Raw genomic sequence first — 25822 nt, 5'->3', positions numbered from 1 at the left:
ATATGGATAACATAATGGCGTTTACCCGCCGCCAGGACGTACACTACGGGGTAAAATCGTGTCGTTGACCACTGTAAAGAGAACACCATGGATCAGTTTGAATGTATTAACGTAGAAGAAGCCCATCAGAAGATGCACCAGGGAAAAGCGGTGCTGGTGGACATCCGCGATCCGCAAAGTTTTGCGATGGGCCACACGCCGGGCGCGTTCCATCTCACCAATGACTCATTGGGCGCGTTTATGCGCGATAACGACTTCGAAACGCCCGTCATGGTCATGTGCTACCACGGCAACAGCAGCAAAGGCGCGGCGCAGTACCTGATCCAGCAAGGCTACGACGCGGTATACAGCGTCGACGGCGGCTTCGATGCCTGGCATCGTCATTTCCCGGCAGAAGTGGAATACGCGTTTGAGCGCTAATCCCGCTATACTGTCCCCTTTTGTGTGGAAATAAGCGACCGCTGCCCATGTTGATGATCACCTCTTTTACCAACCCGCGCGTCGCCCAGGCGTTTGTCGACTATATGGCGACGCAGGGCGTTATTCTGACCATCCAGCAACATACTCAGACCGACGTCTGGCTGGCCGACGAGAGCCAGGCAGGGCGGGTAAACGAGGAGCTGGCGCGTTTCCTTGAGAACCCCGGCGACCCGCGCTATCTGGCGGCCAGCTGGCAGTCCGGCCAGACCGGCAGCGGATTGCATTACAGCCGTTTCCCTTTCCTTGCCACCATTCGCGAGCGCGCGGGCCCGTTTACGCTGCTGCTGATGGCGGCCTGCATTATCGTTTTCATTATTATGAACGTGGTGGGCGACCAGAGCGTGATGATCGCGCTGGCGTGGCCCTACGATCCGTCGCTGGATTTCGACATCTGGCGCTACTTCACCCACGCGCTGATGCACTTCTCGGTAATGCATATCCTCTTTAACCTGCTGTGGTGGTGGTATCTCGGCGGTATCGTTGAGAAGCGGCTCGGCAGCGGCAAGCTGATTGTTATCACGATTATCAGCGCCCTGCTGAGCGGCTATGTGCAGCATAAATTCAGCGGCCCATGGTTTGGTGGGCTGTCTGGCGTGGTATACGCCCTGATGGGTTACGTCTGGCTTCGCGGAGAGCGCGACCCGGAAAGCGGCATCTATTTACAACGCGGATTAATAGCCTTTGCGTTAATATGGCTAATTGCCGGATGGTTTGATCTGTTTGGTATGTCTATCGCCAATGGTGCGCACGTCACCGGCCTGGCTGTCGGGCTGGCAATGGCGCTGGCCGACACGCTCCATGCGCGAAAACGAGCATAATTTTCAGGGATAATTGATGAAACAAACACAACGTCATGACGCCATTATCGAACTGGTCAAAAAACAGGGATACGTCAGCACCGAAGAGCTGGTCGAACAGTTTGCCGTCAGCCCGCAAACCATCCGTCGTGACCTGAACGATCTGGCCGATCAGAACCGCATTCTGCGCCATCACGGCGGCGCGGCGCTGCCGTCCAGCTCGGTCAACACCTCCTGGCACGACCGTAAAGCCACGCAGACGGCAGAGAAAGAGCGCATTGCGCGTAAAGTGGCGAGCCAGATCCCGAACGGGGCGACGCTGTTTATTGACATCGGCACCACGCCGGAAGCGGTCGCCCATGCGCTGCTGGATCACGAGAACCTGCGCGTGGTGACCAATAACCTGAACGTCGCCAACACCCTGATGCAGAAAGACGATTTCCGCATTATCCTCGCGGGCGGCGAACTGCGCAGCCGCGACGGCGGGATTATTGGCGAAGCGACGCTCGATTTTATCTCTCAGTTCCGCCTCGACTTCGGCATTCTGGGGATCAGCGGCATCGACACCGACGGCTCATTGCTGGAGTTTGATTACCACGAGGTGCGCACCAAGCGCGCGATCATTGAGAACTCACGCCACGTAATGCTGGTCGTGGACCATTCGAAGTTTGGCCGTAACGCAATGGTGAACATGGGCAGCATCAGCATGGTGAATGCGGTCTACACCGACGTGATGCCGCCGGCGGGCGTCATGCAGGTGATTAAAGATAATAATGTGCAGTTAGAGTTGTGTTGAAAAGCCGTTCTCCCTCTTCCACAGGGTTGAGGGTTCCCAGTAATTTTTTTATCAGAAGCAACAACGTTGTTTCAGAACGTTTGCAGGCTTTCAGCGATGCCCTGGTCCGGCTGTAAATCGCTGAGGCGTTTCCTGCAGGCCGGGGCGAGGCGCATGGATGCGCCGAGAGGGCGGCCTTTACAGGGATGTTACCTCCGCCCGTCCCCGATAAGCCGGAAGGAATAAGCCGAGGGCACCGCGAAGCGGCGATTTACCGCCGGGAGCCCGGGTTGCCAGGGTGGTGGCGACTGAGCCACCCTGGCACGTTCACCGGTCATGTCGTTACAGAGTAGCAAGGAACATAACGTGAACGGAATGACCACCAGAGCAGTATGTTCCCCCTCACCCTCACCCTCACCCTCACCCTCTCCCCAAAGGGGCGAGGGGATTGTTCACTGCTCGCATTAATTTGTGGGGATCCCTCAGCCCACGGGGAGAGGGCCTACACCCCGTACCCCATCATCTTCAACAGCTGCTGCGCATGCTGCACCGCGTCCTGACGGTGCGCCACGCCCAGCTTCTGATACAGATTGCGAATGTGCGTTTTGATGGTGGTTGCCGCCACCGCCAGCTCACCGGCAATCTGCTCGTTGCTGTAACCGGAATAGATCAGCCCCAGCACCTGCCATTCGCGCTGGGTGAGCGGGCTGGTGCGAATAAGCTCCGGCACTTCCGGGTGGTTCAGCAGACGTTCCACGAAGTTCTCATCGAAATGGGCAAACTTGTGGCGATGGTGCTGGTTAATCTCGCGCAGGATACGCTGGGCGCGATGCTGATCCAGCTCCGGCAGCGTGTTGAGCTGAATCAGCTGGCGCAGTTGCTGCGCCATCACTTCACCTTCAATCACGAAGTGGCTGATAAACCCGGTGCGGTTCGCCAGCTGCAAGGCTTCCAGCAGCACGCGCTGGGCGTCATTTTTACGTCCCGCCTGCCAGTAAAGCTGGTTTAACAGCAGCAGGTTGCGATTCAGGTCGCTCATCAGACGCAGGCTGCGGGCGTTTTCGTTCAGCTCTTCCAGCACGATCTCCGCAGGCTCGAAGTCACCCAGCAGGATCTGCACGCGGGCGATGTTGCGCCACTGGCTTTGCAGGAAGTGGTTATTGGCAAATTCCGGTTTAGGCGTCTGGCGCAGCCAGTTGGCGGCGGATTTTTTGTCCCCCGTCATCTGCCAGTAAATCACCCGAACCTTGTCAGCGTTCGATACCCAGTCGCTGTGGTACTGACCGTTGCCGAGCAGGTTTTCCAGACGGTTAAGGTGATTGCGGGCGTTATCCAGATCGCCGCGCGCCAGCGAGCACTGCACCAGCAGGGCCAGACACTGCAGCTGCTGCTGAGGCTGGAAGCCAGAGAGCACGTTCACACCCTGACGGGCGCAGCTTTCTGCTTCATCCAGGCGCGACCACGCCCACAGGAGCTGAGCGCGAATACGCAACAGGAACTCGTGCATCGGCAGCTGTTCCAGGTGCTGTTCACGAATCAGCTGGAACGCTTTTTCCTGATTTTCCCAGGCGGCCTGCAGGAACCCCTGAGCGAATAAAATCTCACTTTGCTGGATCAGGCTCCACAGCGCGTAGTGCCAGACATCATGGCGACGCGCCATCTGCTCAGTTTGCTGCATCAGCGAAAGGGAGCGCGTCAGCTCGCCCTTGCAGTGCAGCACTTCGCCGTGTACCGAGGTGGCCACAATCCGGCTGTAGAAATTCGCCAGCGGCAGCTCGTCCAGCGCGACCATCGCCAGCCGTTCAGCTTCATCCGCATCGCCGTCGTTAATCGCGACCTGCGCCCGCAGGGCGTTAAATTCGCCGTGCAGGGTGGTATCCATTTCGCTTTCCATCTCCTGCTCGGCGCGCGCCAGCAGGGTGTTCACTTCGCTGTAGCGATGCTGACTCTGCATCAGCCAGGCCTGGAGCAGCACCAGACGCGGGTTCTCCAGCAGGCTCTCCCACGGCAGGGCCTTCAACGACTCTTCCAGTAGCGTCAGTTCGCTGTGGTTAAACAGCCCCCATGCGTGGTTAAGGAGGATATCGCGCAGCATGCTGGCATCACCGGCGGCCAGCGCGTGATGGATAGCTTCGCTCGGGAAGCCTTGTGCCATCCAGCTTTCGGCGGCGGCGCGGTGGATTTCCGGCAATTCTGTTGCCAGCTCCCACTGACAGCGCTGGCGCAGGAAGCTGCCAAACAGCGGGTGGTAGCTGAACCACTCGCCGGGGTCGTCCATGCGCGTCAGGAACAGGCCCTGACGCTCAATCTCTTCCAGCTGCAGCTGACCGTTCTCACAGCCCGTTACGCGCACGATGAGCGCATCGTTCATGGAACGCAGCAGGGAGCTTTTCAGCAGGAAATTGCGGGTGGAGGGATCGACGCTGTTGAGCACCTCATCCACCAGGTAATCAGAAAGATGGCTGGCGTTGATGCCGGCCAGACGACGCGCAGACTGGTGCGTCGGGCTGTTGTTTTGTCGCGCAGAGAGGGCAATCAGCTGTAGCGCCGTGGCCCAGCCTGCGACATCATCACACAGGCGGCTGCTTTCGGAGGCCTCAATGGGTGAGGTCAGGCGGCAGTCGAAGAACTGTTTCGCTTCCTGGTGGGTGAAGGCCAGCTGCTGGCTGCCCACTTCCAGAAGCTGATCGCGCACGCGCAGGTTAGCAATACCGAGCTGCGGCAGGTTTCGTGACAGTACGACCAGGGTCAGGTTTTCCGGCTGGTGGCGCAGGAAGAAGCGCATCGACTCATGGATAACCGGATTTGTGATCAGATGATAGTCATCAATCACTACGTACAGCGGACGATGCCATTCGGCCAGCTCGATAAACAGCTGGGAGAAAAGGGAGGACAGGCTGGCGTACTGGCGCTTTTGCACCATTGCCTCGCTGGCGACGCAGTGTCCATTGGTTGCCTGTTGAATAGCGGCAATCAGATAGCTGGCAAAACGCTCTTGCTGGTTATCGCCCTCGTCGAGGGAGTACCAGCCAAGATCGCTCTTACCTGCGGCCCATTGTGAAATGAGCGTTGTTTTTCCATAACCTGCAGGGCTCGTAACCAGCGCCAGTCGGAAATTATGCGCGCCGGAAAGTTTAGCCAACAGACGCTCGCGGACCACTGTATGGTCAAGACGAACCGGGCGACTTAATTTAGACGGAATCAACATAGGTTTCACTTCACTGTGGGGAACGAGAGAATTTATTTTTTTTGCGCTTCGTAATTAATAGCTATAAGGTCGGTCAGAAAGAGAACTATTGCAAGTTATGTCTGGCTTTTGTGGCTCTGAATTTGCACTCTGTCACAAAACATTCAGACTGTTGCTGGAACTTTTTCAAAAATGCGTTTACACCGCGCCAGTGCTGGCTTGTATGGATGTCAGGCGGTTGCGCTGAAACTGGTTTCAGAAAGGGATAATGACGTCGAATTTAATAAACTTCGGGTAAAGTTGAGTGAGATTAATAATCTCCTTAGGCAGGACCCGATTGCTGAAATATTATTCTCCGTAAGCAATCATTTCTGCGTGGATTAATTTTATCCAAAACCGCATTTCATTTCTTTGATATTCTCCCCGGTTACTTTTTCCTCTTCCGGGCACACTCAAACTATGCTCTCTGAGTGGCCTCGATCACACTTTTACGCTCATCCCCGCTACTCCTCCCTGTCTAATCCCCCACGGGAGGAGGAAGAGGCGAAATGAGCCAGGCACACTAGCGCTAACTTGTGTTTTCTTTCTAAAGGATGCCGATCCCCTATGTCACAGCCTACCTTCAACAAAGCTCAATTCCAGGCTGCCCTGACGCGTCAGTGGCAGCGTTTTGGCCTTCATGCTGCAAACGAGATGACGCCTCACCAGTGGTGGCAGGCGGTGAGCGGGGCGCTTGCAGAGCAGCTGGATGCTCAGCCCGTGGCGAAGCCCGTCAAAGGCCAGCGTCACGTTAACTATATCTCGATGGAGTTCCTGATTGGCCGCCTGACCGGCAACAATCTGCTGAACCTTGGCTGGTATCAGGAGGTGGGTGACGTGCTGAAAGAGCACGACATAAACCTGACCGACCTGCTGGAAGAAGAGATTGACCCGGCGCTGGGCAACGGCGGTCTGGGTCGTCTGGCGGCCTGTTTCCTGGATTCTATGGCGACCGTTGGCCAGTCGGCGATTGGCTATGGCCTGAACTACCAGTACGGTCTGTTCCGTCAGTCATTTGCCGACGGTCATCAGATGGAAGCGCCTGACGACTGGCACCGCAATACCTACCCGTGGTTCCGCCACAACGCGCAGCTGGATGTGCAGGTGGGCATTGGCGGGAAAGTGACGAAGCAGGGGCTCTGGGAGCCAGCGTTCACTATTACCGGTGAAGCCTGGGATCTGCCGGTGCTTGGCTACCGTAACGGCGTGGCGCAGCCGCTGCGTCTGTGGCAGGCGAAGCACGCGCATCCGTTTAACCTGACCAAATTCAACGACGGCGATTTCCTGCGCGCCGAGCAGCAGGGCATCGACGCCGAGAAGCTGACCAAAGTGCTCTACCCGAACGACAACCACCTGGCGGGTAAAAAGCTGCGCCTGATGCAGCAGTACTTCCAGTGCGCCTGCTCCGTGGCGGACATTCTGCGTCGCCACCACCTGGCGGGCCGCAAGCTGGCGCAGCTGCCGGACTTCGAAGTGATTCAGCTCAACGACACGCACCCAACCATTGCCATCCCGGAACTGCTGCGCGTGCTGATCGACGAGCATCAGCTGAGCTGGAACGACGCCTGGGCCATCACCAGCCGCACCTTCGCCTACACCAACCACACCCTGATGCCAGAAGCGCTGGAGTGCTGGGATGAGAAGCTGGTGAAAACGCTGCTGCCGCGCCATATGCAGATCATCAACAAGATTAACGACCAGTTTAAAACCCTGGTGGAGAAAACCTGGCCGGGCGACAAAGCCGTCTGGGCGAAGCTGGCGGTGGTGCACGACAAGCAGGTGCGCATGGCGAACATGTGCGTGGTCAGCGGCTTTGCGGTGAACGGCGTGGCGGCGCTGCACTCGGATCTGGTGGTGAAAGATCTCTTCCCGGAATACCACCAGCTGTGGTCGACCAAATTCCATAACGTGACCAACGGCATCACGCCGCGTCGCTGGATCAAGCAGTGCAACCCGCTGCTGGCTGGCCTGCTGGACAAGACCCTGAAGAAAGAGTGGGCCAACGATCTGGACCAGCTGATCAATCTGGAAAAACAGGCCGACGACGCGAAATTCCGCGAGCAGTACCGCGCGATCAAGCTGGAGAACAAGGTTCGCCTGGCGGAGTTCGTGAAAGTGCGTACCGGGATCGCGATCAACCCGAACGCGATTTTCGATATCCAGATCAAACGTCTGCACGAGTACAAACGTCAGCACCTGAACCTGCTGCACATTCTGGCGCTGTACAAAGAGATCCGCGAGAACCCGCAGGCCGACCGCGTGCCGCGCGTGTTCCTGTTCGGTGCGAAAGCGGCGCCGGGCTACTACCTGGCGAAAAACATTATCCTCGCCATCAATAAAGTGGCGGCGGCGATCAACAGCGATCCGAAAGTGGGCGACAAGCTGAAGGTGGTGTTCCTGCCGGATTACTGCGTCTCTGCAGCTGAAATGCTGATCCCGGCGGCGGATATCTCCGAGCAGATCTCGACGGCCGGTAAAGAAGCCTCCGGTACCGGCAACATGAAGCTGGCGCTGAACGGCGCGCTGACCGTCGGCACGCTGGACGGTGCGAACGTCGAAATCGCCGAGAAGGTCGGTGAAGAGAACATCTTTATCTTTGGCCATACCGTGGAAGAGGTGAAAGCCATCAAGGCCAAAGGCTATGATCCGGTGAAATGGCGTAAGAAAGACAAAGTGCTGGATGCGGTGCTGAAAGAGCTGGAAAGCGGTAAATACAGCGACGGCGACAAGCACGCGTTTGACCAGATGCTGCACAGCATGGACAAACACGGCGGCGACCCGTATCTGGTGATGGCGGACTTCACGGCCTACGTTGAAGCGCAGAAACAGGTCGACGTGCTGTACCGCGACCAGGAGGCGTGGACCCGGGCGTGCATCCTGAACACCGCGCGCTGCGGCATGTTCAGCTCTGACCGTTCAATCCGTGATTATCAGGCCCGTATCTGGCAGGCAAAACGCTAAGGAAGCGCGATGGAGAGTAAACGTCTGGACAGTGCCGCGCAGGCGGCGGGAATTAGCCTCAGTTACATCAATGCGCACGGCAAACCGCAGTCTATTGGTGCGGACACCAAAAGACGTTTGCTGGATGCGATGCACAAAACCGACGCGAACGCGTCGGTTGCGCCGGTGCCAAACGTGAAGGTGTTCACCGCTGGCAAAAAGATGCCGCTGGCGGTGGAGGGGCGCGGCGAGTTTAGCTGGCTGCTCACCACCGAAGAGGGGCATCAGCACAAAGGCCACGCCACCGGCGGCAAAACGCTTAACCTTCCGGCGAAGCTGCCGGAGGGGTATCACAGCCTGACACTCACCCAGGACGAACAGCGTTTTCACTGCCGGGTGATCGTCGCGCCAAAACGCTGCTATGAGCCGCAGGCGCTGCTCGAAGGCAAAAAACTGTGGGGCGCCTGCGTGCAGCTCTATACGCTGCGTTCCGACAGCAACTGGGGTATCGGTGATTTTGGCGATCTGAAAAAGATGCTGGCATCTGTTGGTGAGCGCGGCGGCGCGTTCATCGGTCTCAACCCGATCCACGCGCTCTATCCGGCGAATCCGGAAAGCGCCAGCCCGTACAGCCCGTCTTCCCGGCGCTGGCTGAACGTGATTTACATCGACGTTAATGCGTTAGACGATTTCAAAAACAGCAAAGAGGCGCAGGCGTGGTGGAAGCTTGAGACCACACAGCAGATGCTGAAGCAGGCCCGTGATGCGGACTGGGTAGATTATGTCTCCGTGACCGCGCTGAAGATGGCGGCTCTGCGTCTGGCGTGGAAAGGCTTTGCGAAACGCGACGACGAGCAAATGGCGGCCTTCCGCCAGTTCGTGATGCAGGAAGGTGAAAGCCTCTACTGGCAGGCGGCATTCGATGCGCTGCACGCGTATCAGGTGAAAGAGGACGAAATGCGCTGGGGCTGGCCGGTCTGGCCGGACGCGTATCAGACCGTGGATACCCCGGAAGTCAAAGCGTTCTGTAAAACGCATGCCGACGAGGTGGACTTCTACCTGTGGCTGCAGTGGCTGGCGTACAGTCAGTTTGCCGCCTGCTGGCAGGTAAGCCAGGGCTATAAGATGCCGATCGGCCTGTATCGCGATCTGGCCGTCGGCGTGGCGGAAGGCGGGGCGGAAACCTGGTGTGACCGTGAACTTTACTGCCTGAAAGCTTCTGTGGGTGCGCCGCCGGACATTCTGGGCCCGCTTGGTCAGAACTGGGGCTTACCGCCGATGGATCCGCACGTGATGGCGGCGCGCGCCTACGAGCCGTTTATCGATCTTTTGCGCGCTAACATGCAGAACTGCGGCGCGTTGCGTATCGACCACGTGATGTCCGTGCTGCGCCTGTGGTGGATCCCGTACGGTGAAACGGCCGATCACGGGGCATACGTGCAGTATCCGGTGGACGATCTGCTCTCGATCCTGGCGCTGGAGAGTAAACGCCACCAGTGCATGGTGATCGGTGAAGATCTCGGTACCGTGCCGGTGGAAATTGTCAGTAAGCTCCGCGACAGCGGCGTCTACTCCTACAAAGTGCTCTATTTTGAAAACGACCATGAGAAAACCTTCCGCGCGCCGAAAGCGTACCCTGAACAGTCAATGGCAGTCGCGACGACGCATGACCTTCCTACGCTTCGTGGCTATTGGGAAAGCGGCGACCTGACGCTCGGTAAAACGCTGGGACTCTATCCTGATGAAGAGGTTCTGCGCGGGCTGTATCAGGATCGCGAGCTGGCGAAGCAGGGGCTGCTGGATGCGCTGCATAAGCATGGCTGTCTGCCGAAGCGTGCCGGACATAAGGCCTCGCTGATGGCGATGACGCCAACGCTCAACCGTGGCCTGCAGCGCTATATTGCCGATAGCAACAGCGCGTTACTCGGCCTGCAGCCGGAAGACTGGATTGATATGGCGGAGCCGGTGAACGTTCCGGGCACCAGCTATCAGTACAAGAACTGGCGCCGCAAGCTGTCCACAACGCTTGAGACGATGTTTGCCGATGATGGGGTGAACAGGTTGATTAAGGATTTGGACAAGCGCAGAAAGGCGGTGGGTAAGAAGCCGTAATTTGCCCCTCACCCTGGCCCTCTCCCCAAAGGGGAGAGGGAACCGATTGAGCAGGAGGTCAGATTGCCATATTCAGCAGCAGACACCCTACCAGGCCGCACACCGAAATAATGGTTTCCAGCGCGGACCAGGACTTGATGGTTTCACCGATGGTCAGGTTGAAGTATTCCTTAAACAGCCAGAAGCCCGGATCGTTCACGTGAGAGAAAATCACGCTGCCGGAGCCTACCGCGATAACCATCAGCTCAGGGCTGACGCCCGTGGTGGCAATCAGCGGCGCAACGATACCGCCCGCAGTAATCGCCGCAACGGTTGCAGAACCCAACGCGATACGCAGAACGGCGGCAATAGACCACGCCATCAGGATTGGAGATATGTTGGTTTCATGCATCATGGAAGCGATGTATTTGTCCACGCCGCTGTCGACCAGAACCTGCTTGAACGCACCGCCACCGCCGATAATCAGCAGCATCATGGCAATGATTTTGATGGACGAGGTCAGCGTGTCGTTGATCTGATCCATGGAGCGGCCACGGTTCAGACCGAAGGTGAACATCGCAATCAATACCGCAATCAGCGTTGCCATCACCGGGTCGCCGAGGAATTCTGCAACGGCCAGGAACGCGTGTCCTTTTGGCAGGATCATCTCCGCCACGGCGCGCATCGCCATCAGGATCACTGGCACCAGTGAGGTCCAGACGCTGACACCAAAGCCTGGCATCTCTTCTTCGGTGAAGGTTTTGGCGCTGTACAGACCTTCCGGGATAGGCTTATCAATGCCTTTCAGGAAACGGGCATACACCGGGCCTGCCAGAATCACGGTCGGGATCGCCAGAATCGTACCGAACAGCAGGGTTTTACCCATATCGGCGTGGAAGATGGTGGCGATAGCGGTTGGACCCGGGTGCGGCGGCAGGAAGCCGTGGGTCACGGACAGCGCGGCAGCCATTGGCACACCCACGAACAGCAGCGGGATGTTGGCCGCGGCGGCGATGGTGAACACCAGCGGCAGCATCAGCACGAAGCCCACTTCATAGAACAGCGCGAAACCGACGGTAAAACCGGTTAACACCACCGCCCACTGAATATTCTTCTTACCAAATTTTTCGATAAGCGTGGTGGCAATACGCTGTGCGCCCCCGCAGTCCGCCAGCATTTTACCGAGCATGGCGCCGAAGCCCATGATCAGCGCCAGGCTGCCGAGCGTGCCGCCGACACCGGCTTTAATGGAACTGATAACTTTAACCAGCGGCATACCCTGCATCAGACCGACTGCAAGTGCCACCAGAACCAGAGCGATAAACCCGTTCATTTTGAAACGGATCATCAAGAGCAGTAATAACACAACACCGATAGCAACGATGACTAATGGCATGATTTACCTGGCCTTTGAATTGTTATGGGTAACGTCATTGTTTCAACGACAATTTCCGATTGTCCCAACTGGGAACAGAGTGGTTAACGGCACTAATACTGATACCTCGGAAACTATTTAGTTTAGTCGGCTGTTATGAGTGTGCTTAGTGCCCACGAGAATGATACGGGTAACATGTTGTGGTTGAGAATCACCCAGGGAGGCAAAATTTAAATTATGAGACGCAGGTCAACATATAGAGGGAGAAGATAAGGGAAGGGAGGCCCGGTAAGCGCAGTGTCACCGGGCAATACAGACGGGGACTGAATTAGTAGTAAGAGTGCTCGCCGCGCTGGTGCTCGGTCAGATCGCGCACGCCTTTCAGTTCCGGGAATTCGTTCAGCAGCTGCTTCTCGATCCCTTCTTTCAGGGTCACGTCGACCATGGAACAGCCGTTACAGCCGCCGCCGAACTGCAGGATCGCCAGGCCGTCTTCGGTGATTTCCATCAGGGAAACGCGACCGCCGTGGCCCGCCAGCTGTGGGTTGATCTGGGATTGCAGCAGATACTCAACGCGCTCCATCAGCGGCGCATCGTCAGAGACTTTACGCATTTTCGCGTTCGGGGCTTTCAGGGTCAGCTGAGAACCCAACTGGTCGGTGACAAAGTCGATCTCCGCATCTTCAAGATACGGCGCGCTCAGTTCATCGACATACGCGGTGAGCTGTTCAAATTTAAGGGCAGTGTCAGTTGCTTCCACAGCGTCCGGAGGACAATAAGAAACACCACATTCTGCATTCGGAGTGCCTGGATTGATCACAAACACGCGGATCTGCGTCCCTTCTTCCTGATTTGCCAGCAGTTTGGCAAAGTGCGCTTGTGCAGAATCGGAAATACGGATCATAGCTTTGGCCTAATAGTTGACTAAATTACCTGGGTATAATCATACGCCCATTGAAGAAGGGCTACAAGGTACGGCACAGACACCATACCTGAACCGACGCGGCGCCGCTTTGCAAAAGCAGTCGGGAAAGTTCAGCAACGGTACTGCCTGTGGTGACGACGTCATCCACGATGGCGATATGGAGGCCGCTGACCGGCAATTCAAGGCGAAAGGCATTTTTAAGGTTTCTTTTGCGAAGCCGGGCGTTGAGCTGATGCTGGATGGCGGTGGCATGCACGCGGGTAAGTGCGCTGGCATCATAGCGACAGCCCAGCCACCGGGCGAGCGGGCGACAGAGCAGGTCGCTCTGGTTATAGCCGCGCCGCCAGTGCCGGCGTCGGTATAAGGGGACATTCACAACCATATCGATTTTCGGCAGAGCGCGGGTGCGTCGCGCCTGTAAAACCGCCAGCAGTAACAGGCGGGCAAGGGGCGGCGCCAGCGAGCTCTGGCCGGAAAACTTCAGGGCGTGAATAAGCCCGCTCAATGGCGGAACATAATCATCCACGGCAACCAGCGCGCGCCACGGTGGGGATTTTTTCAGGCAGCGGCCGCAGGGCAAATCGGGGTGAGTCCCCGGTAAACCGCATTGTGGGCAGCGGGTGATTGGCCTTTCCAGCGAGCGCGTGCAGACGGAACAGACACCCCACGCGCTGAGGGCAAGCGGCATTTTGCATAGCCAGCACAAGCCAGGCACTGTTAGCATGTGCAACCTCCATGTGAAAAAAGAGAACAGTAACTGATGAAGACGCTGTGGTGGCAGACCGTAGGGACAGGAAATTGCCATCTTGTGCTGCTGCACGGATGGGGCCTGAATGCGGAAGTATGGCATTGCATAAGCGAGGAACTTGCCTCGCACTTTACGTTACATCTGGTTGATCTGCCGGGATATGGCCGCAGCCGCGGCTTTGGCGCGATGTCGCTTGATGAGATGGCCAGGCAGGTTGTGGACGCCGCGCCGCAAAATGCCATCTGGCTGGGCTGGAGTCTGGGCGGGCTGGTGGCAAGCCAGATTGCGCTCTCCTGGCCCGAGCGCGTAAGGGCGCTGGTCACCGTGGCGTCGTCGCCATGCTTTAGTGCGCAAGAGGCGTGGCCCGGCATCAAACCTGAGGTTCTGGCGGGCTTTCAGCAGCAGCTGAGCGACGATTTCCAGCGGACCGTCGAGCGATTCCTCGCCTTGCAGACGATGGGGACCGAAACCGCGCGCCAGGATGCCAGAGCGCTGAAACAGGTGGTACTTTCCCTGCCGATGCCGGACGTTGACGTGCTTAACGGAGGGCTTGAGATCCTGAAAACGGTTGACCTGCGTGAGCCGCTGGCCGGGCTGACCCTGCCGCACCTGCGCATCTATGGCTATCTCGACGGGCTGGTACCGCGCAAAGTGGTTCCATTACTGGATTCCCTCTGGCCGGACAGCGAATCACAGGTCATTGCCAAAGCCGCACATGCGCCGTTTATCTCCCACCCGGTTGAATTTTGTTCAGCGCTCATTGCGTTAAGTCAACGTTTAGACTGATTATTTTCTATCCAGCCTGGAAAAAGTAACACACCGCAACCATACTCCAGATGTCGTTGCGGTTGTTCTGCCTACGATAATCAAAACAACAATCCTATGGAGAGTCAGGCTATGAAACTTGTTACAGGTATTGTCACTTCTCTGGTTATTGGGTCACTGTCATTTGGCGTCTTTGCAGCAAAAGAGCTGGAAAAAGATAAAGTTGCCGGGATGAATCTGACGAAAATTGGTGAGATTTCTACGTCTGACACCACCGCGCCGATGGATGCAAGAAAAGAGCTGTCGAAGAAAGCGGATGAGCTGGGCGGGGCATACTACGTTGTCACCAGCGCAGAAAAACAGACCAAAAACGTGCGCGCTACTGCGGACGTCTATAAGTAATACGATAAAGCCGGGCAGCAATGCCCGGCTTTATTAGCGCAGAGCCCACCATTCCCTGAGGCAGGCCTTTCCTTCCGGGCAACTTTTACAACTGCCGGAGAGGCAACCCTCCGCTTCCTCCTGAATCCGCACGGCTTTACCCATCGCTTCCAGGCGTTCCAGCATGGCATCGATCATCGGCTGCGGCGTATGCAGGCTGAGGCTGAGCTGTTTTGCCTCCATCCGCCCCTGAAGCGCCAGCAAGTCACGAACCTGAATCAACGATGCCATCTGTTTCCCTCTTAGTGACAGTCGCCAGCCGGGCTGTTGCAGCAGGTGGTCGGGGTTTTACGCGTCGCCAGCAGGTTGATATCAACGCGGCTCCGCGCCCGGCGCAGCAGTCCAATCACAATCACATTAAACAGGACGACCGCCAGGATGCTGACCAGGCTGTAGCGCGGGTGCTGGCTGAAGTTAACGGTCTGATAAAACAGCGTCGCCAGCGAGTAAGCGATATTCAGCCCCCACAGAATGGAGAAGCCCATCCAGCCGCGGCTGGATTCACGGGCAATTGCCCCCATCACCGAGATGCACGGAATATACAGCAGCACGAAGATGAGGTAGCTGTAGGCGGCAGAGGCGCTGCCAAATTTCTCGCCCATCACGCCCATGGCCCCGGTCGCCATTTCGCCGTCGCCTTTGCTGGCCTCAATCGGGTTAGCCAGCACGCTCAGGCTGAAGGTGTCTTTCAGGCTCTGCCAGGTTTCCTCTACGGCACCCAGCAGTTCGTCACCGAGGTGAAACTCCGCCGGGTTAAATTCCTGCTCCTGAATGTTCTCTGCGGTGTAAAGCGTGTTCAGCGTCCCGACGACCACCTCTTTTGCCATCGCACCGGTGAACAGGCCCACGGTCGCCTGCCAGTTATCCTCCTGTACGCCAATCGGTTTGAAGACCGGCGTGATGACGCGACTGACGGAGGCGAGGGCGGAGTCATTGATGTTGTCTGCCGCCTGACCGCTGAGGGTGAAGCTGTTCAGCGCGCTCAGGAAGATACTGACGATGACAATCACCTTACCGGCGCGCAGCACAAAGCCTTTCAGGCGCTGCCAGGTCTGGATCGCCAGGCTTTTCAGATGCGGAACGTGATAGACCGGCAGCTCCATCACGAACGGTGACGCTTCACCGCGCATGATGGTGTGCTTGAGCATCAGGCCGGTCAGGATCGCCATCACGATGCCCAGCACGTACAGCGAGAAGACCGCCAGTGCGCCCTGCTGGCCAAAGAAGGCAGCTGCAAAGACGGCAAAGATTGCCAGACGGGCACCGCAGGACATAAACGGCGCCATCATGATGGTCATCAGACGTTCACGCGGTGCATCCAGGGTGCGTGCGCCCATTACCGACGGCACGTTACAGCCGAAGCCGACGATCAGCGGGACGAAGGATTTACCCGGCAGGCCCAGCGCCTGCATCAGACGGTCCATCACGAAGGCGGCGCGCGCCATGTAGCCGGAGTCTTCCAGGAACGAGAGGAACAGATACATCATGCCGATCTGCGGCACCAGCGGCAGGACGGTGTTGATACCGCCGCCAATCCCCTGTGCAAGGAAGATGGTCAGCCATTCCGGGAAGTGCAGGGTGTAACCCACCCACTGAATACCGTGTACGAAGACCGCGACGGAACCGGCGTCAAAAATGGGCTGCAGCGCGCCGCCGATGTTAATCGCGAGCAGGAACATCACGTACATCACCAGCAGGAAGATCGGCAAACCGAGGAAGCGGTTAAGTACAATCTTATCCACCGCCGCCGTAAAGCGGCTGGGTTCTGCGGTAAGCGCGTTACTGACCACGTCGCAAATCGAGGCGATGGCCTGGTAGCGCGCATCGGCGATGTGCAGGGCGGGGTCGTCCAGTTCATCGCTCAGGCGTGCGAGCGCGACGTCAAGTTTATCTGCTGCGTCACCTGCATAGGCGCGGCTGTAGATATCCCCTTCCAGCATCTGCAGGCCGAGCCACAGACGCTGTTTTGCTGGCATGCTGCTGTCCATTTCCTGCGCCAGCAGATCGGCTTCGCGCAGCAGGGGCTGGGCGTAGTGCACCAGCTCAACGTCGCGGTTTCCCGCGTGACGGTCAATCGCCAGCTTCAGGGCGTCGATACCGCGAGCGCGCGTTGAGACCAGCGGAACCACCGGACAGCCCAGGCGCGCGGAGAGCGCATCGACGTCGATGCGCAGCTTTTGTTTCTCCGCAATGTCGAGCATGTTGAGCGCCACGATACAGGGGATCCCCAGCTCCAGCAGCTGCAGCGTCAGGTATAAGTTTCGCTCAAGATTGGAGGCGTCAACCACGTTAATCAGCAGATCCGCGTCGCCACCCAGTATGTAGTGACAGGCGATCTGCTCATCGAGCGAGGTCTGTGACGAAATGGTGGTTAAGGAGTAGGTGCCGGGAAGGTCAACCAGGGTGACCTGATTGTCCGTTGTCGTGAACTGGCCTTCTTTACGTTCAACCGTCACGCCCGCCCAGTTGCCGACGCGCTGGCGAGCGCCGGTTAACTGATTAAATAACGTTGTCTTGCCGGAATTAGGATTGCCAATTAAGCCAATAGTTAACTTTTTCATTTTTTTAGACTCACTGAAACCGCTGGCTTGTTATCGGGATAAGGCTTCGACTTCTATTAATGCGAGGTCTTTTTTACGCAGAACCAGATTGACGCGTCGGGTTTCGATATGAACAGGATCGCCTAACGGCGCCACGCGCACGACCTGGAATGACGAGCCCGGCAGCATGCCCAGCGACAGCAGCTTTTGCCGATAGGCCGGGCTAATTTCACGGGTAAAACCGGTAATTTTCCATGCACTGTCTGGAGTGAATTGCATAATGCCTGATTCCACGAAAGGTTAAATAATCTACACTGCGATGATAATGAGAATAGTTTTTATCAGCAATAATAAAAATGTGACCGGATGTTGTTAATCGTATTAATTTGCGGTCAGATTGACCTTGCTCAATATTTACGGAAATACCCGGGAAGGAATAAAAAGCGTATTTGTTAATGGAGTGATAAATAGCGGTTTAAATATGGATATGCAATCGGTTTCATATTTTACGATATAATTTTTCCCCTCACCCCGACCCTCTCCCCTTTGGGGAGAGGGTTAGGGTGAGGGGCATTTACAGCATTAGCGTTTCTTACCCATCGCCGCTGCCAGCGCGTCCATCATCGCGCTGTTGCCTGCTGGCTGTGCGTCACGTCCGCGTGGCTTCGCGGCTTTCGCTGCCGGACGTTGCTGTTCACGGCCTCCGCCATTACCGCCACGGCGCGCGTTGGTGTCGCCCGGCTGCTCGTCCAGACGCATGGTCAGAGCAATACGCTTGCGCTGCAGATCCACTTCCAGCACTTTCACCTTCACGATGTCGCCCGCTTTGACCACGGTGTGCGGGTCTTCAACGAACTTGTCGGCAAGGGATGAGATATGCACCAGACCGTCCTGGTGCACGCCGATATCGACAAACGCGCCAAAGTTGGTGACGTTGGTCACTGCACCTTCCAGCACCATTCCCGGCAGGAGATCGTTCATGGTCTCAATGCCGTCAGCAAAGGTCGCGGTTTTAAACTCTGGACGCGGATCGCGGCCCGGTTTTTCCAGCTCTTTGATGATATCGGTGACGGTTGGCACGCCAAATTTGTCGTCGGTGAAATCCACCGCTTTCAGGTTGCGCAGCGCGCTGCTGTCGCCCATCAGATCTTTCAGCGCCTGCTGGGTGGCGGCCAAAATGCGCTCTACAACCGGGTACGCTTCCGGGTGAACGGTGGAAGCATCCAGCGGGTTATCGCCGTGGTTAATGCGCAGGAAGCCCGCACACTGCTCAAACGCTTTTGGCCCCAGGCGGCTCACTTTAAGCAGCTGCTGACGGTTCTGGAACTGTCCGTTCTCATCACGCCAGGCCACGATATTCTGCGCCATCATGCGGGTTAAGCCCGCCACGCGGGTCAGCAGAGGAACGGAAGCGGTGTTCAGGTCCACGCCGACGGCGTTTACGCAGTCTTCCACGACCGCGTCCAACTTGCGCGCCAGCTGAGTCTGGCTCACGTCGTGCTGATACTGGCCCACGCCGATGGATTTCGGATCGATCTTCACCAGCTCCGCCAGCGGATCCTGCAGGCGGCGAGCGATGGAGACCGCACCGCGCAGGGAAACGTCCAGGTCCGGGAACTCCTGCGCCGCCAGTTCAGAGGCGGAGTAGACCGATGCGCCCGCTTCACTGACGATCACTTTCTGTGCCGTCACTTTCGGGAACTGCTTCTGCACGTCGAGGTAGAAACGCTCGGTTTCACGTGAGGCCGTACCGTTGCCGATGGCAACCAGCTCCACGTTGTACTTCTCGCATAGCGCCGCTACCACGACGGCCGCTTTCGCTGCCTGCCCGGTATGCGGGTAAATGGTGTCAGTGGCGACCAGCTTACCGGTGCCGTCAACGACAGCGACCTTCACGCCGGTACGCAGGCCCGGATCGAGACCCATGGTTGCGCGCAGGCCCGCAGGGGCGGCCATCAGCAGATCGTGCAGGTTACGGGCGAAGACGTTAATTGCTTCATCTTCGGCGCGCTCGCGCACGGTGCCCATCAGCTCGGTTTCAAGGTGCATCAGCACCTTGATGCGCCAGGTCCAGCTCACCACGCCTTTGCGCCAGCTGTCCGCCGGAGCGTTGTTCAGGCGCAGGCCGAGATGGTCAATAATGATCTGCTCGCAGTGGCTCTCTTTCGGCGGCTCGTCAAACTGCGGGTCGGCGTTCAGGGAGAGCTGCAGCACGCCTTCGTTGCGGCCGCGGAACATCGCCAGCGCGCGGTGTGAAGGCGTGGTTGAAATCGGTTCGTGGTGATCGAAGTAGTCGCGGAACTTCGCGCCTTCTTCCTCTTTACCCGCGACGACGGTAGAGACGATGTGCGCATTCTTCCACAGATAATCACGCACTTTGGCGAGCAGGGCGGCGTCTTCCGCGAAGCGCTCCATCAGGATGTAGCGCGCGCCGTCCAGAGCGGCCTTGGTATCAGCGACGCCTTTGTCGGCATCGATAAATTTCGCCGCTTCGGTTTCCGGGTCGTGCGAAGGCTCGTTCCACAGCAGGTCGGCCAGTGGCTCAAGGCCCGCCTCAATCGCAATCTGCCCGCGCGTGCGGCGCTTCGGCTTGTACGGCAGATAGAGATCTTCGAGTTCGGTTTTGCTCAGGGTGCCGTTAATGGCGCTTTCCAGCTTGCTGGTCAGCTTGCCCTGTTCGCCGATGGATTTCAGGATCGCCTGACGTCGGTCTTCCAGCTCGCGCAGATAGCCCAGACGGGTCTCCAGGTTACGCAGCTGCGTGTCATCCAGACCGCCGGTGACTTCCTTACGATAGCGTGCAATAAACGGCACGGTGTTCCCTTCATCAAGCAGGCGAACGGCAGCTTCTACCTGTTCGGCTCTGGCCTGAAGTTCACCCGCAATAATGCGGCAGAGCGAATCTTTCATCATGGCTTTATCATCTTGTGGGTCAAAAATCAGGGGATAGTTATACGGGCTGACACGGCAAAATGCCAGCCGGGGAGGGCGCTCTCGGACTATTTTACGTAGTCGATCTCATTGACGTACCAGCTGGCTTCACCGGCGGGGGTCTGAACGACGGCCAGGTCACCCACTTCCTTTTTCAGCAGCGCGCGCGCCATCGGGGAGTCGATGGAGATGTAATCCTTACGACCAAAAATTTCATCATAGCCGACGATGCGAAAACGCAGGGTGTCACCGTTGTCGTTTTCTATCTCCACCCACGCGCCGAAGAACACTTTGCCCTCCTGCTGCGGGGAGTAATCGACAATTTTGAGATTTTCGAGGCATTTGGTCAGATAGCGTACCCGACGATCGATCTCACGCAGTCGCTTTTTGTTGTACTGATAGTCCGCATTTTCGCTGCGATCCCCCAGGCTTGCTGCCCAGGTCACTTTTTTGGTTACCTCAGGACGCTCTTCGCGCCACAGGTAATCCATCTCTTTTTTAAGCTTTTCGTACCCTTCGCGGGTGATCAGGGGCGTTTTCATCGTGAAGCCTTTGCTGCCGGTTTTCTGTCTTGCGCACAATACGTACCACACAGTGTAACAGACAGGATTAATAATGATTTATGTGATGAAATGAGCAGATAAGCTGCTGTTAAATATGCTTTGTAACAATTTCGACTAGAATTTATACCAGAATTCGCTGGTCGAATACGTGCACTTTTTTAGAATACGCTGTTACAAAGACTATCCGAACCTTTGGGAGTACACACAATGCAAGAGAACTACAAAATTCTGGTCGTGGATGACGACATGCGCCTGCGCGCGCTGCTTGAGCGTTATCTGACCGAGCAGGGCTTCCAGGTTCGTAGCGTCGCGAACGCTGAGCAGATGGATCGTCTGCTGACCCGTGAATCTTTCCATCTGATGGTCCTTGACCTGATGCTGCCTGGCGAAGACGGGCTTTCCATCTGCCGACGTCTGCGCAGCCAGAGCAACCCGATGCCAATCATCATGGTGACGGCGAAGGGTGAAGAGGTTGACCGTATCGTGGGCCTCGAAATCGGCGCGGACGACTACATTCCAAAACCGTTTAACCCGCGTGAGCTGCTGGCGCGTATTCGCGCCGTGCTGCGCCGTCAGGCGAACGAGCTGCCGGGTGCGCCGTCCCAGGAAGAAGCCGTCATTGCCTTCGGCAGGTTCAAGCTGAACCTTGGCACCCGTGAGATGTTCCGTGAAGATGAGCCAATGCCGCTCACGAGTGGCGAGTTCGCGGTACTGAAAGCGCTGGTCAGCCACCCGCGCGAGCCACTTTCCCGCGACAAGCTGATGAACCTGGCGCGCGGACGCGAATATTCCGCAATGGAACGTTCCATCGACGTGCAGATCTCCCGCCTGCGCCGCATGGTGGAAGAAGATCCAGCGCATCCTCGCTATATTCAGACCGTGTGGGGTCTGGGCTACGTGTTCGTCCCGGACGGTTCTAAAGCATGAGGCGAATGCGCTTCTCGCCGCGAAGCTCGTTTGCCCGCACCCTGTTACTGATCGTCACCCTGCTGTTCGTCAGCCTGGTGACGACCTACCTGGTGGTGTTGAACTTTGCGATCCTGCCGAGCCTACAGCAGTTTAATAAGGTCCTGGCCTACGAAGTGCGTATGCTGATGACCGATAAGCTGCAGTTGGAGGACGGCACGCAGCTGGTTGTTCCCCCGGCGTTCCGCCGTGAAATCTACCGTGAGCTGGGCATTTCGCTCTACTCCAACGAAGCGGCGGAAGACGCGGGCCTGCGCTGGGCGCAGCACTATGAATTCCTGAGCCAGCAGATGGCGCAGCAATTGGGCGGCCCAACGGAAGTGCGCGTTGAGGTCAACAAAAGCTCGCCCGTCGTCTGGCTGAAAACCTGGCTGTCACCCAATATCTGGGTGCGCGTCCCGCTGACGGAAATCCATCAGGGCGATTTTTCTCCGCTGTTCCGCTACACCCTGGCCATTATGCTGCTGGCGATAGGCGGCGCGTGGCTGTTTATCCGTATCCAGAACCGACCGCTGGTCGACCTGGAGCACGCGGCGCTGCAGGTCGGTAAAGGGATAATACCTCCTCCACTGCGCGAGTATGGCGCCTCTGAAGTCCGTTCGGTGACGCGCGCCTTTAACCATATGGCGGCAGGCGTGAAGCAGCTGGCGGATGACCGTACGCTGCTGATGGCGGGAGTCAGTCATGACCTGCGCACGCCGCTGACGCGTATTCGTCTGGCGACGGAGATGATGGGGGAAGAAGACGGTTATCTCGCGGAGTCCATTAACAAGGACATCGAAGAGTGTAACGCCATCATCGAGCAGTTCATCGACTACCTGCGTACCGGGCAGGAGATGCCGATGGAAATGGCCGATCTGAACGCGGTGCTGGGCGAGGTGGTGGCGGCGGAAAGCGGCTACGAGCGCGAGATTGATACCGACCTTCAGGCGGGTGAAATTCAGGTACGCATGCATCCGCTCTCCATCAAACGTGCCGTCGCCAATATGGTCGTCAACGCGGCGCGCTACGGCAATGGCTGGATTAAGGTCAGCAGCGGGTCTGAACTCAACCGCGCCTGGTTCCAGGTGGAAGACGACGGTCCGGGCATTAAGCCTGAGCAGCGTAAGCATCTTTTCCAGCCGTTTGTGCGCGGCGACAGCGCGCGCAGCACCAGCGGAACGGGCTTAGGCCTGGCGATCGTGCAGCGAATTGTGGATAACCATAACGGACTGCTGGAGATTGGTACCAGCGAGCGGGGCGGGTTAAGCATTCGCGCCTGGCTGCCGGTGCCGGTGACGCGGGGGCAGGTGAAAGAGGGTTAAAAAAGTGCGGCCTGATGCCCTCACCCCGGCCCTCTCCCAAAGGGAGAGGGAGAAAACATTAAAAAAGGCAACTTTCGTTGCCTTTTTGCTTTTACCTACAGCTTCGGTCCCGCACTCACCAGCGCAGCACCCGCCGGGGTATCGGTATACTTCTCGAAGTTCTCGATAAACAGCTTCGCCAGCGATTCCGCCTTCTCGCGCCACTGCTCCGGCGAGCCGTAGGTGTTGCGCGGGTCAAGGATACGCGTATCCACGCCCGGCAGTTCCGTCGGAATGGCCAGATCAAACATCGGCAGGGTGAAGGTTTCGGCGTTATCCAGTGAACCATCCAGAATGGCGTCGATAATTGCGCGGGTATCTTTAATAGAGATACGCTTGCCGGTGCCGTTCCAGCCGGTGTTCACCAGGTAGGCCTGCGCGCCGGAGGCCTGCATGCGCTTCACCAGCACTTCCGCGTACTGCGTCGGGTGCAGCGACAGGAATGCCGCGCCGAAGCAGGCGGAGAAAGTCGGGGTTGGCTCCGTGACGCCACGCTCGGTACCCGCCAGCTTGGCGGTAAAGCCCGAGAGGAAGTGGTACTGCGTCTGGCTGGCGGTCAGGCGGGAAACCGGAGGCAGCACGCCGAAGGCATCTGCCGTCAGGAAAATCACCTTCGTGGCATGGCCCGCTTTTGACACCGGCTTGACGATGTTATCGATGTGGTAGATCGGATAAGAAACGCGGGTGTTTTCCGTTTTCGACGCGTCGTCAAAGTCGATAGAGCCGTCGGCACGTACAGTGACGTTTTCCAGCAGCGCGTCGCGGCGGATCGCGTGGAAGATATCCGGCTCGGCCTCTTCAGACAGGCGAATGGTTTTCGCGTAGCAGCCGCCTTCGAAGTTAAACACGCCGTCATCGTCCCAGCCGTGCTCGTCATCGCCAATCAGACGGCGTTTTGGATCGGTGGAGAGGGTGGTTTTACCGGTGCCGGACAGGCCGAAGAACACCGCCACGTCGCCTTTCTCGCCGACGTTCGCCGAGCAGTGCATGGAGGCGATACCGCGCAGCGGCAGCAGGTAGTTCATGACCGAGAACATCCCTTTCTTCATTTCGCCGCCGTACCAGGTACCGCCGATCAGCTGAATACGCTCGGTCAGGTTGAAGGCAATGAAGTTTTCGGAGTTCAGACCCTGCTCTTCCCACTGTGGGTTGGTGCATTTCGCACCATTCATCACGATGAAGTCAGGCGTGAAGTCCTGCAGCTCTTCGTCGGTCGGACGAATAAACATATTCTTAACGAAATGCGCCTGCCAGGCCACTTCGGTAATGAAACGCACGGAAAGGCGGGTGTCGGCGTTAGCGCCGCAGAAAGCGTCGACGATGAACAGACGCTTGCCGGAAAGTTGATGGGTGACGAGCCCTTTCAGATGCTGCCAGGTTTCCGGGGAGAGCGGTTTGTTGTCGTTCTTCCCTTTGCCCTTGTCAGCCCACCACAGCGTATCGCGGGTGGTTTCGTCTCGGACGATATACTTATCTTTCGGCGAACGACCGGTAAAGATACCGGTATCGACGGCGATAGCACCAAGGTTCGTCAACACACCTCGCTCGTATCCTTCCAGTGCTGGATTGAGCTCTTCCTGATACAGCGTATCGTAGTCGGGGTTGTAGACGACTTCCTGGACGTCGTGAATACCATAAGCCTTGAGATCTTGCGGGGTTAAACCAGTAACACGCATATCACTGCTCCTTAGCCAATATGTACTGCCTGAAATTGTAGGGTCTTTCTGGGGATGTTAACCGCGACGGGGCTCATAGATTTATGCATCTGGACAAAACCCTTACTAACGGAAAACGCTGCGACTCCAGTCACAGTGCAGGCGGATTATCGCAGGAAACGCTTTTTGGTTGGGGAAAATGTTCCGAAAAGGTTAAAGGCTGGTGATTTTATCGGAAAGAATGTGAATGTAATCGCATACATGTAAGAAAATTACGTAAGGGTTACATTATGAAAACGATTCAGCTTGAGCGGGATATTTGCCCCTCACCCTAACCCTCTCCCCTTTGGGGAGAGGGCAGGGTGAGGAGGGGTATTAATGAACCTGCGGATCCGCCGGAGAGGCGTTATTGCGGATCTCAGCGATATCCATTGAATTGAACACGTAGTGCGTACCGCAGTAGTCACAGTGCATATCAATTTCGCCGTCTTCCGCCATGATGCTGTCGATCTCTTCATCCGGCAGGGTTTTCAGGGCGCCAGCGCAGCGTTCGCGGGAGCAGGTGCACTTGAACTCCACAGACTGCGGATCGTACACGGTTACTTCTTCTTCGTGGTACAGACGCCACAGCACGTCGGTCGCCGATAAGTTGAACAGCTCTTCCGCTTTGATGGTTTCGGTCAGCGTCGCCAGATGCTCAAAGTCATTGGTCTGCGCATCCTGCGCTGGCAGAACCTGCAGCAGCATGCCGCCCGCAGCAGGCTGGCCGTCCACTTCACCGGTACGGATGAACAGACGCGTTGGCAGCTGTTCGGAGCGCATGAAGTAGTCTTCCAGGCAGGCTGCCAGGGTATCACCTTCCAGACCGACGACGCCCTGATAGCGCTCACCTTCCTCCGGGGAGATGGTGATCACCAGGTAGCCATTACCTACCAGCGTTTTGAGGTCTGCATTTTCAGGCACATCGCCCTGAACGCGCGCTACGCCGCGCATCTGCTGCTGATTATTACCGTTGATCACTGCCAGCGTCATCGGGCCATCACCCTGCAGCTGCACGGTGATATCACCGGCAAACTTCAGCGTGGCGGTCAGCAGGCTGGTGGCAACCAGCAGTTCGCCCAACAGGGTCTTCACCGGCAGCGGGTAGTTGTGGTTTTCCAGAATCTGTTTCCAGGTTTCGGATACGGTGACCAGCTCGCCGCGCACGGCGAATTGTTCAAACAGATAGCGGTGTAATTGGTCGTGTTGGGCCATTTTCATC

At 57.3% G+C, this 25822-nt stretch carries 20 protein-coding genes; 9 read left to right on the top strand and 11 right to left on the bottom strand.

The features are described 5' to 3' along the window. Positions 1-87: 87 nt before the first annotated feature. Genes glpE through ACWKXT_RS18995 form a run of 3 tightly spaced genes read left to right on the top strand, consistent with a single transcriptional unit; the run spans position 88 to position 2073 of the window. Positions 88-420: a thiosulfate sulfurtransferase GlpE gene (gene glpE / locus ACWKXT_RS19005; RefSeq protein ID WP_080329056.1), complete on the top strand. Its 333-nt coding sequence runs from the start codon at positions 88-90 to the stop codon at positions 418-420. A gap of 47 nt (positions 421-467) precedes the next feature. Further along, the gene (gene glpG / locus ACWKXT_RS19000) at positions 468-1298 is read left to right on the top strand and encodes a rhomboid family intramembrane serine protease GlpG (protein ID WP_454529544.1); all 831 of its coding nucleotides are present in this window, start codon (positions 468-470) and stop codon (positions 1296-1298) included. A 16-nt stretch (positions 1299-1314) separates the two neighbouring features. Further along, on the top strand, positions 1315-2073 hold the full coding sequence (locus ACWKXT_RS18995; protein ID WP_045259370.1) for a DeoR/GlpR family transcriptional regulator: 759 nt from the start codon (positions 1315-1317) through the stop codon (positions 2071-2073). Positions 2074-2554: 481 nt separating this feature from the next. Here ACWKXT_RS18995 and malT read toward each other — a convergent pair whose 3' ends face one another. Then, complete coding sequence (gene malT, locus ACWKXT_RS18990; protein ID WP_059355755.1) at positions 2555-5260, bottom strand: HTH-type transcriptional regulator MalT; 2706 nt, start codon at positions 5258-5260, stop codon at positions 2555-2557. Positions 5261-5845: 585 nt separating this feature from the next. On the opposite strand from malT, the gene malP reads away from it, so the two are divergent. Both malP and malQ read left to right on the top strand, forming a co-directional pair. Next, on the top strand, positions 5846-8239 hold the full coding sequence (malP, locus tag ACWKXT_RS18985; RefSeq protein ID WP_454533116.1) for a maltodextrin phosphorylase: 2394 nt from the start codon (positions 5846-5848) through the stop codon (positions 8237-8239). A gap of 9 nt (positions 8240-8248) precedes the next feature. Next, on the top strand, positions 8249-10330 hold the full coding sequence (gene malQ / locus ACWKXT_RS18980; protein WP_454533115.1) for a 4-alpha-glucanotransferase: 2082 nt from the start codon (positions 8249-8251) through the stop codon (positions 10328-10330). A 58-nt stretch (positions 10331-10388) separates the two neighbouring features. On the opposite strand, the gene gntT is transcribed toward malQ, so the two are convergent. The 3 genes from gntT to gntX form a co-directional block, all read right to left on the bottom strand. Continuing rightward, complete coding sequence (gene gntT, locus ACWKXT_RS18975; protein ID WP_454529540.1) at positions 10389-11705, bottom strand: gluconate transporter; 1317 nt, start codon at positions 11703-11705, stop codon at positions 10389-10391. Positions 11706-12012: 307 nt separating this feature from the next. Next, a complete protein-coding gene (gene nfuA, locus ACWKXT_RS18970) occupies positions 12013-12588 on the bottom strand; it encodes a Fe-S biogenesis protein NfuA (protein ID WP_003861601.1) in 576 nt (191 codons plus the stop codon). Between the two features lie 61 nt (positions 12589-12649). Next, positions 12650-13333 carry a DNA utilization protein GntX gene (gene gntX / locus ACWKXT_RS18965; protein ID WP_454533114.1) on the bottom strand — a complete coding sequence of 228 codons (684 nt, stop codon included), beginning with the start codon at positions 13331-13333 and terminating at the stop codon, positions 12650-12652. Between the two features lie 36 nt (positions 13334-13369). On the opposite strand from gntX, the gene bioH reads away from it, so the two are divergent. Both bioH and ACWKXT_RS18955 read left to right on the top strand, forming a co-directional pair. Further along, entirely contained in the window at positions 13370-14143 is a 774-nt protein-coding gene (gene bioH, locus ACWKXT_RS18960; protein ID WP_454529538.1) for a pimeloyl-ACP methyl ester esterase BioH, read from the top strand. A gap of 111 nt (positions 14144-14254) precedes the next feature. Further along, positions 14255-14524 carry a YdgH/BhsA/McbA-like domain containing protein gene (locus tag ACWKXT_RS18955; protein WP_454533113.1) on the top strand — a complete coding sequence of 90 codons (270 nt, stop codon included), beginning with the start codon at positions 14255-14257 and terminating at the stop codon, positions 14522-14524. A gap of 33 nt (positions 14525-14557) precedes the next feature. On the opposite strand, the gene feoC is transcribed toward ACWKXT_RS18955, so the two are convergent. The 5 genes from feoC to greB form a co-directional block, all read right to left on the bottom strand. Further along, positions 14558-14794 carry a [Fe-S]-dependent transcriptional repressor FeoC gene (gene feoC / locus ACWKXT_RS18950; RefSeq protein WP_041911908.1) on the bottom strand — a complete coding sequence of 79 codons (237 nt, stop codon included), beginning with the start codon at positions 14792-14794 and terminating at the stop codon, positions 14558-14560. 11 nt (positions 14795-14805) lie between these two features. Beyond that, positions 14806-17124: a Fe(2+) transporter permease subunit FeoB gene (feoB, locus tag ACWKXT_RS18945; protein WP_454533112.1), complete on the bottom strand. Its 2319-nt coding sequence runs from the start codon at positions 17122-17124 to the stop codon at positions 14806-14808. A gap of 30 nt (positions 17125-17154) precedes the next feature. After that, positions 17155-17382, bottom strand: coding sequence for a ferrous iron transporter A (feoA, locus tag ACWKXT_RS18940; protein WP_008503050.1), 228 nt, complete (start codon positions 17380-17382; stop codon positions 17155-17157). A gap of 303 nt (positions 17383-17685) precedes the next feature. Further along, complete coding sequence (locus tag ACWKXT_RS18935; protein ID WP_454533111.1) at positions 17686-20016, bottom strand: Tex family protein; 2331 nt, start codon at positions 20014-20016, stop codon at positions 17686-17688. Between the two features lie 86 nt (positions 20017-20102). Continuing rightward, the gene (gene greB / locus ACWKXT_RS18930; protein ID WP_454529535.1) at positions 20103-20576 is read right to left on the bottom strand and encodes a transcription elongation factor GreB; all 474 of its coding nucleotides are present in this window, start codon (positions 20574-20576) and stop codon (positions 20103-20105) included. A gap of 228 nt (positions 20577-20804) precedes the next feature. Between greB and ompR the strand changes: the two genes are divergently transcribed. Then, positions 20805-21524, top strand: a complete 720-nt coding sequence (ompR, locus tag ACWKXT_RS18925) for an osmolarity response regulator transcription factor OmpR (protein WP_074434975.1) — start codon at positions 20805-20807, stop codon at positions 21522-21524. Beyond that, on the top strand, positions 21521-22867 hold the full coding sequence (gene envZ / locus ACWKXT_RS18920; protein ID WP_029882169.1) for a two-component system sensor histidine kinase EnvZ: 1347 nt from the start codon (positions 21521-21523) through the stop codon (positions 22865-22867). The genes ompR and envZ overlap by 4 nt, the downstream gene beginning before the upstream one ends. 95 nt (positions 22868-22962) lie before the next feature. Here envZ and pckA read toward each other — a convergent pair whose 3' ends face one another. Continuing rightward, positions 22963-24582 (bottom strand): phosphoenolpyruvate carboxykinase (ATP), encoded by a 1620-nt coding sequence (gene pckA / locus ACWKXT_RS18915; protein WP_454529458.1) that lies wholly within the window; start codon positions 24580-24582, stop codon positions 22963-22965. Positions 24583-24936: 354 nt separating this feature from the next. Beyond that, positions 24937-25821: an Hsp33 family molecular chaperone HslO gene (gene hslO, locus ACWKXT_RS18910; RefSeq protein WP_161495995.1), complete on the bottom strand. Its 885-nt coding sequence runs from the start codon at positions 25819-25821 to the stop codon at positions 24937-24939. Position 25822 lies beyond the last annotated feature (1 nt).

The sequence above is a fragment of the Enterobacter sp. UPMP701 genome, assembly GCF_053709515.1.
This window is presented reverse-complemented; position numbering and strand designations above follow the sequence as displayed.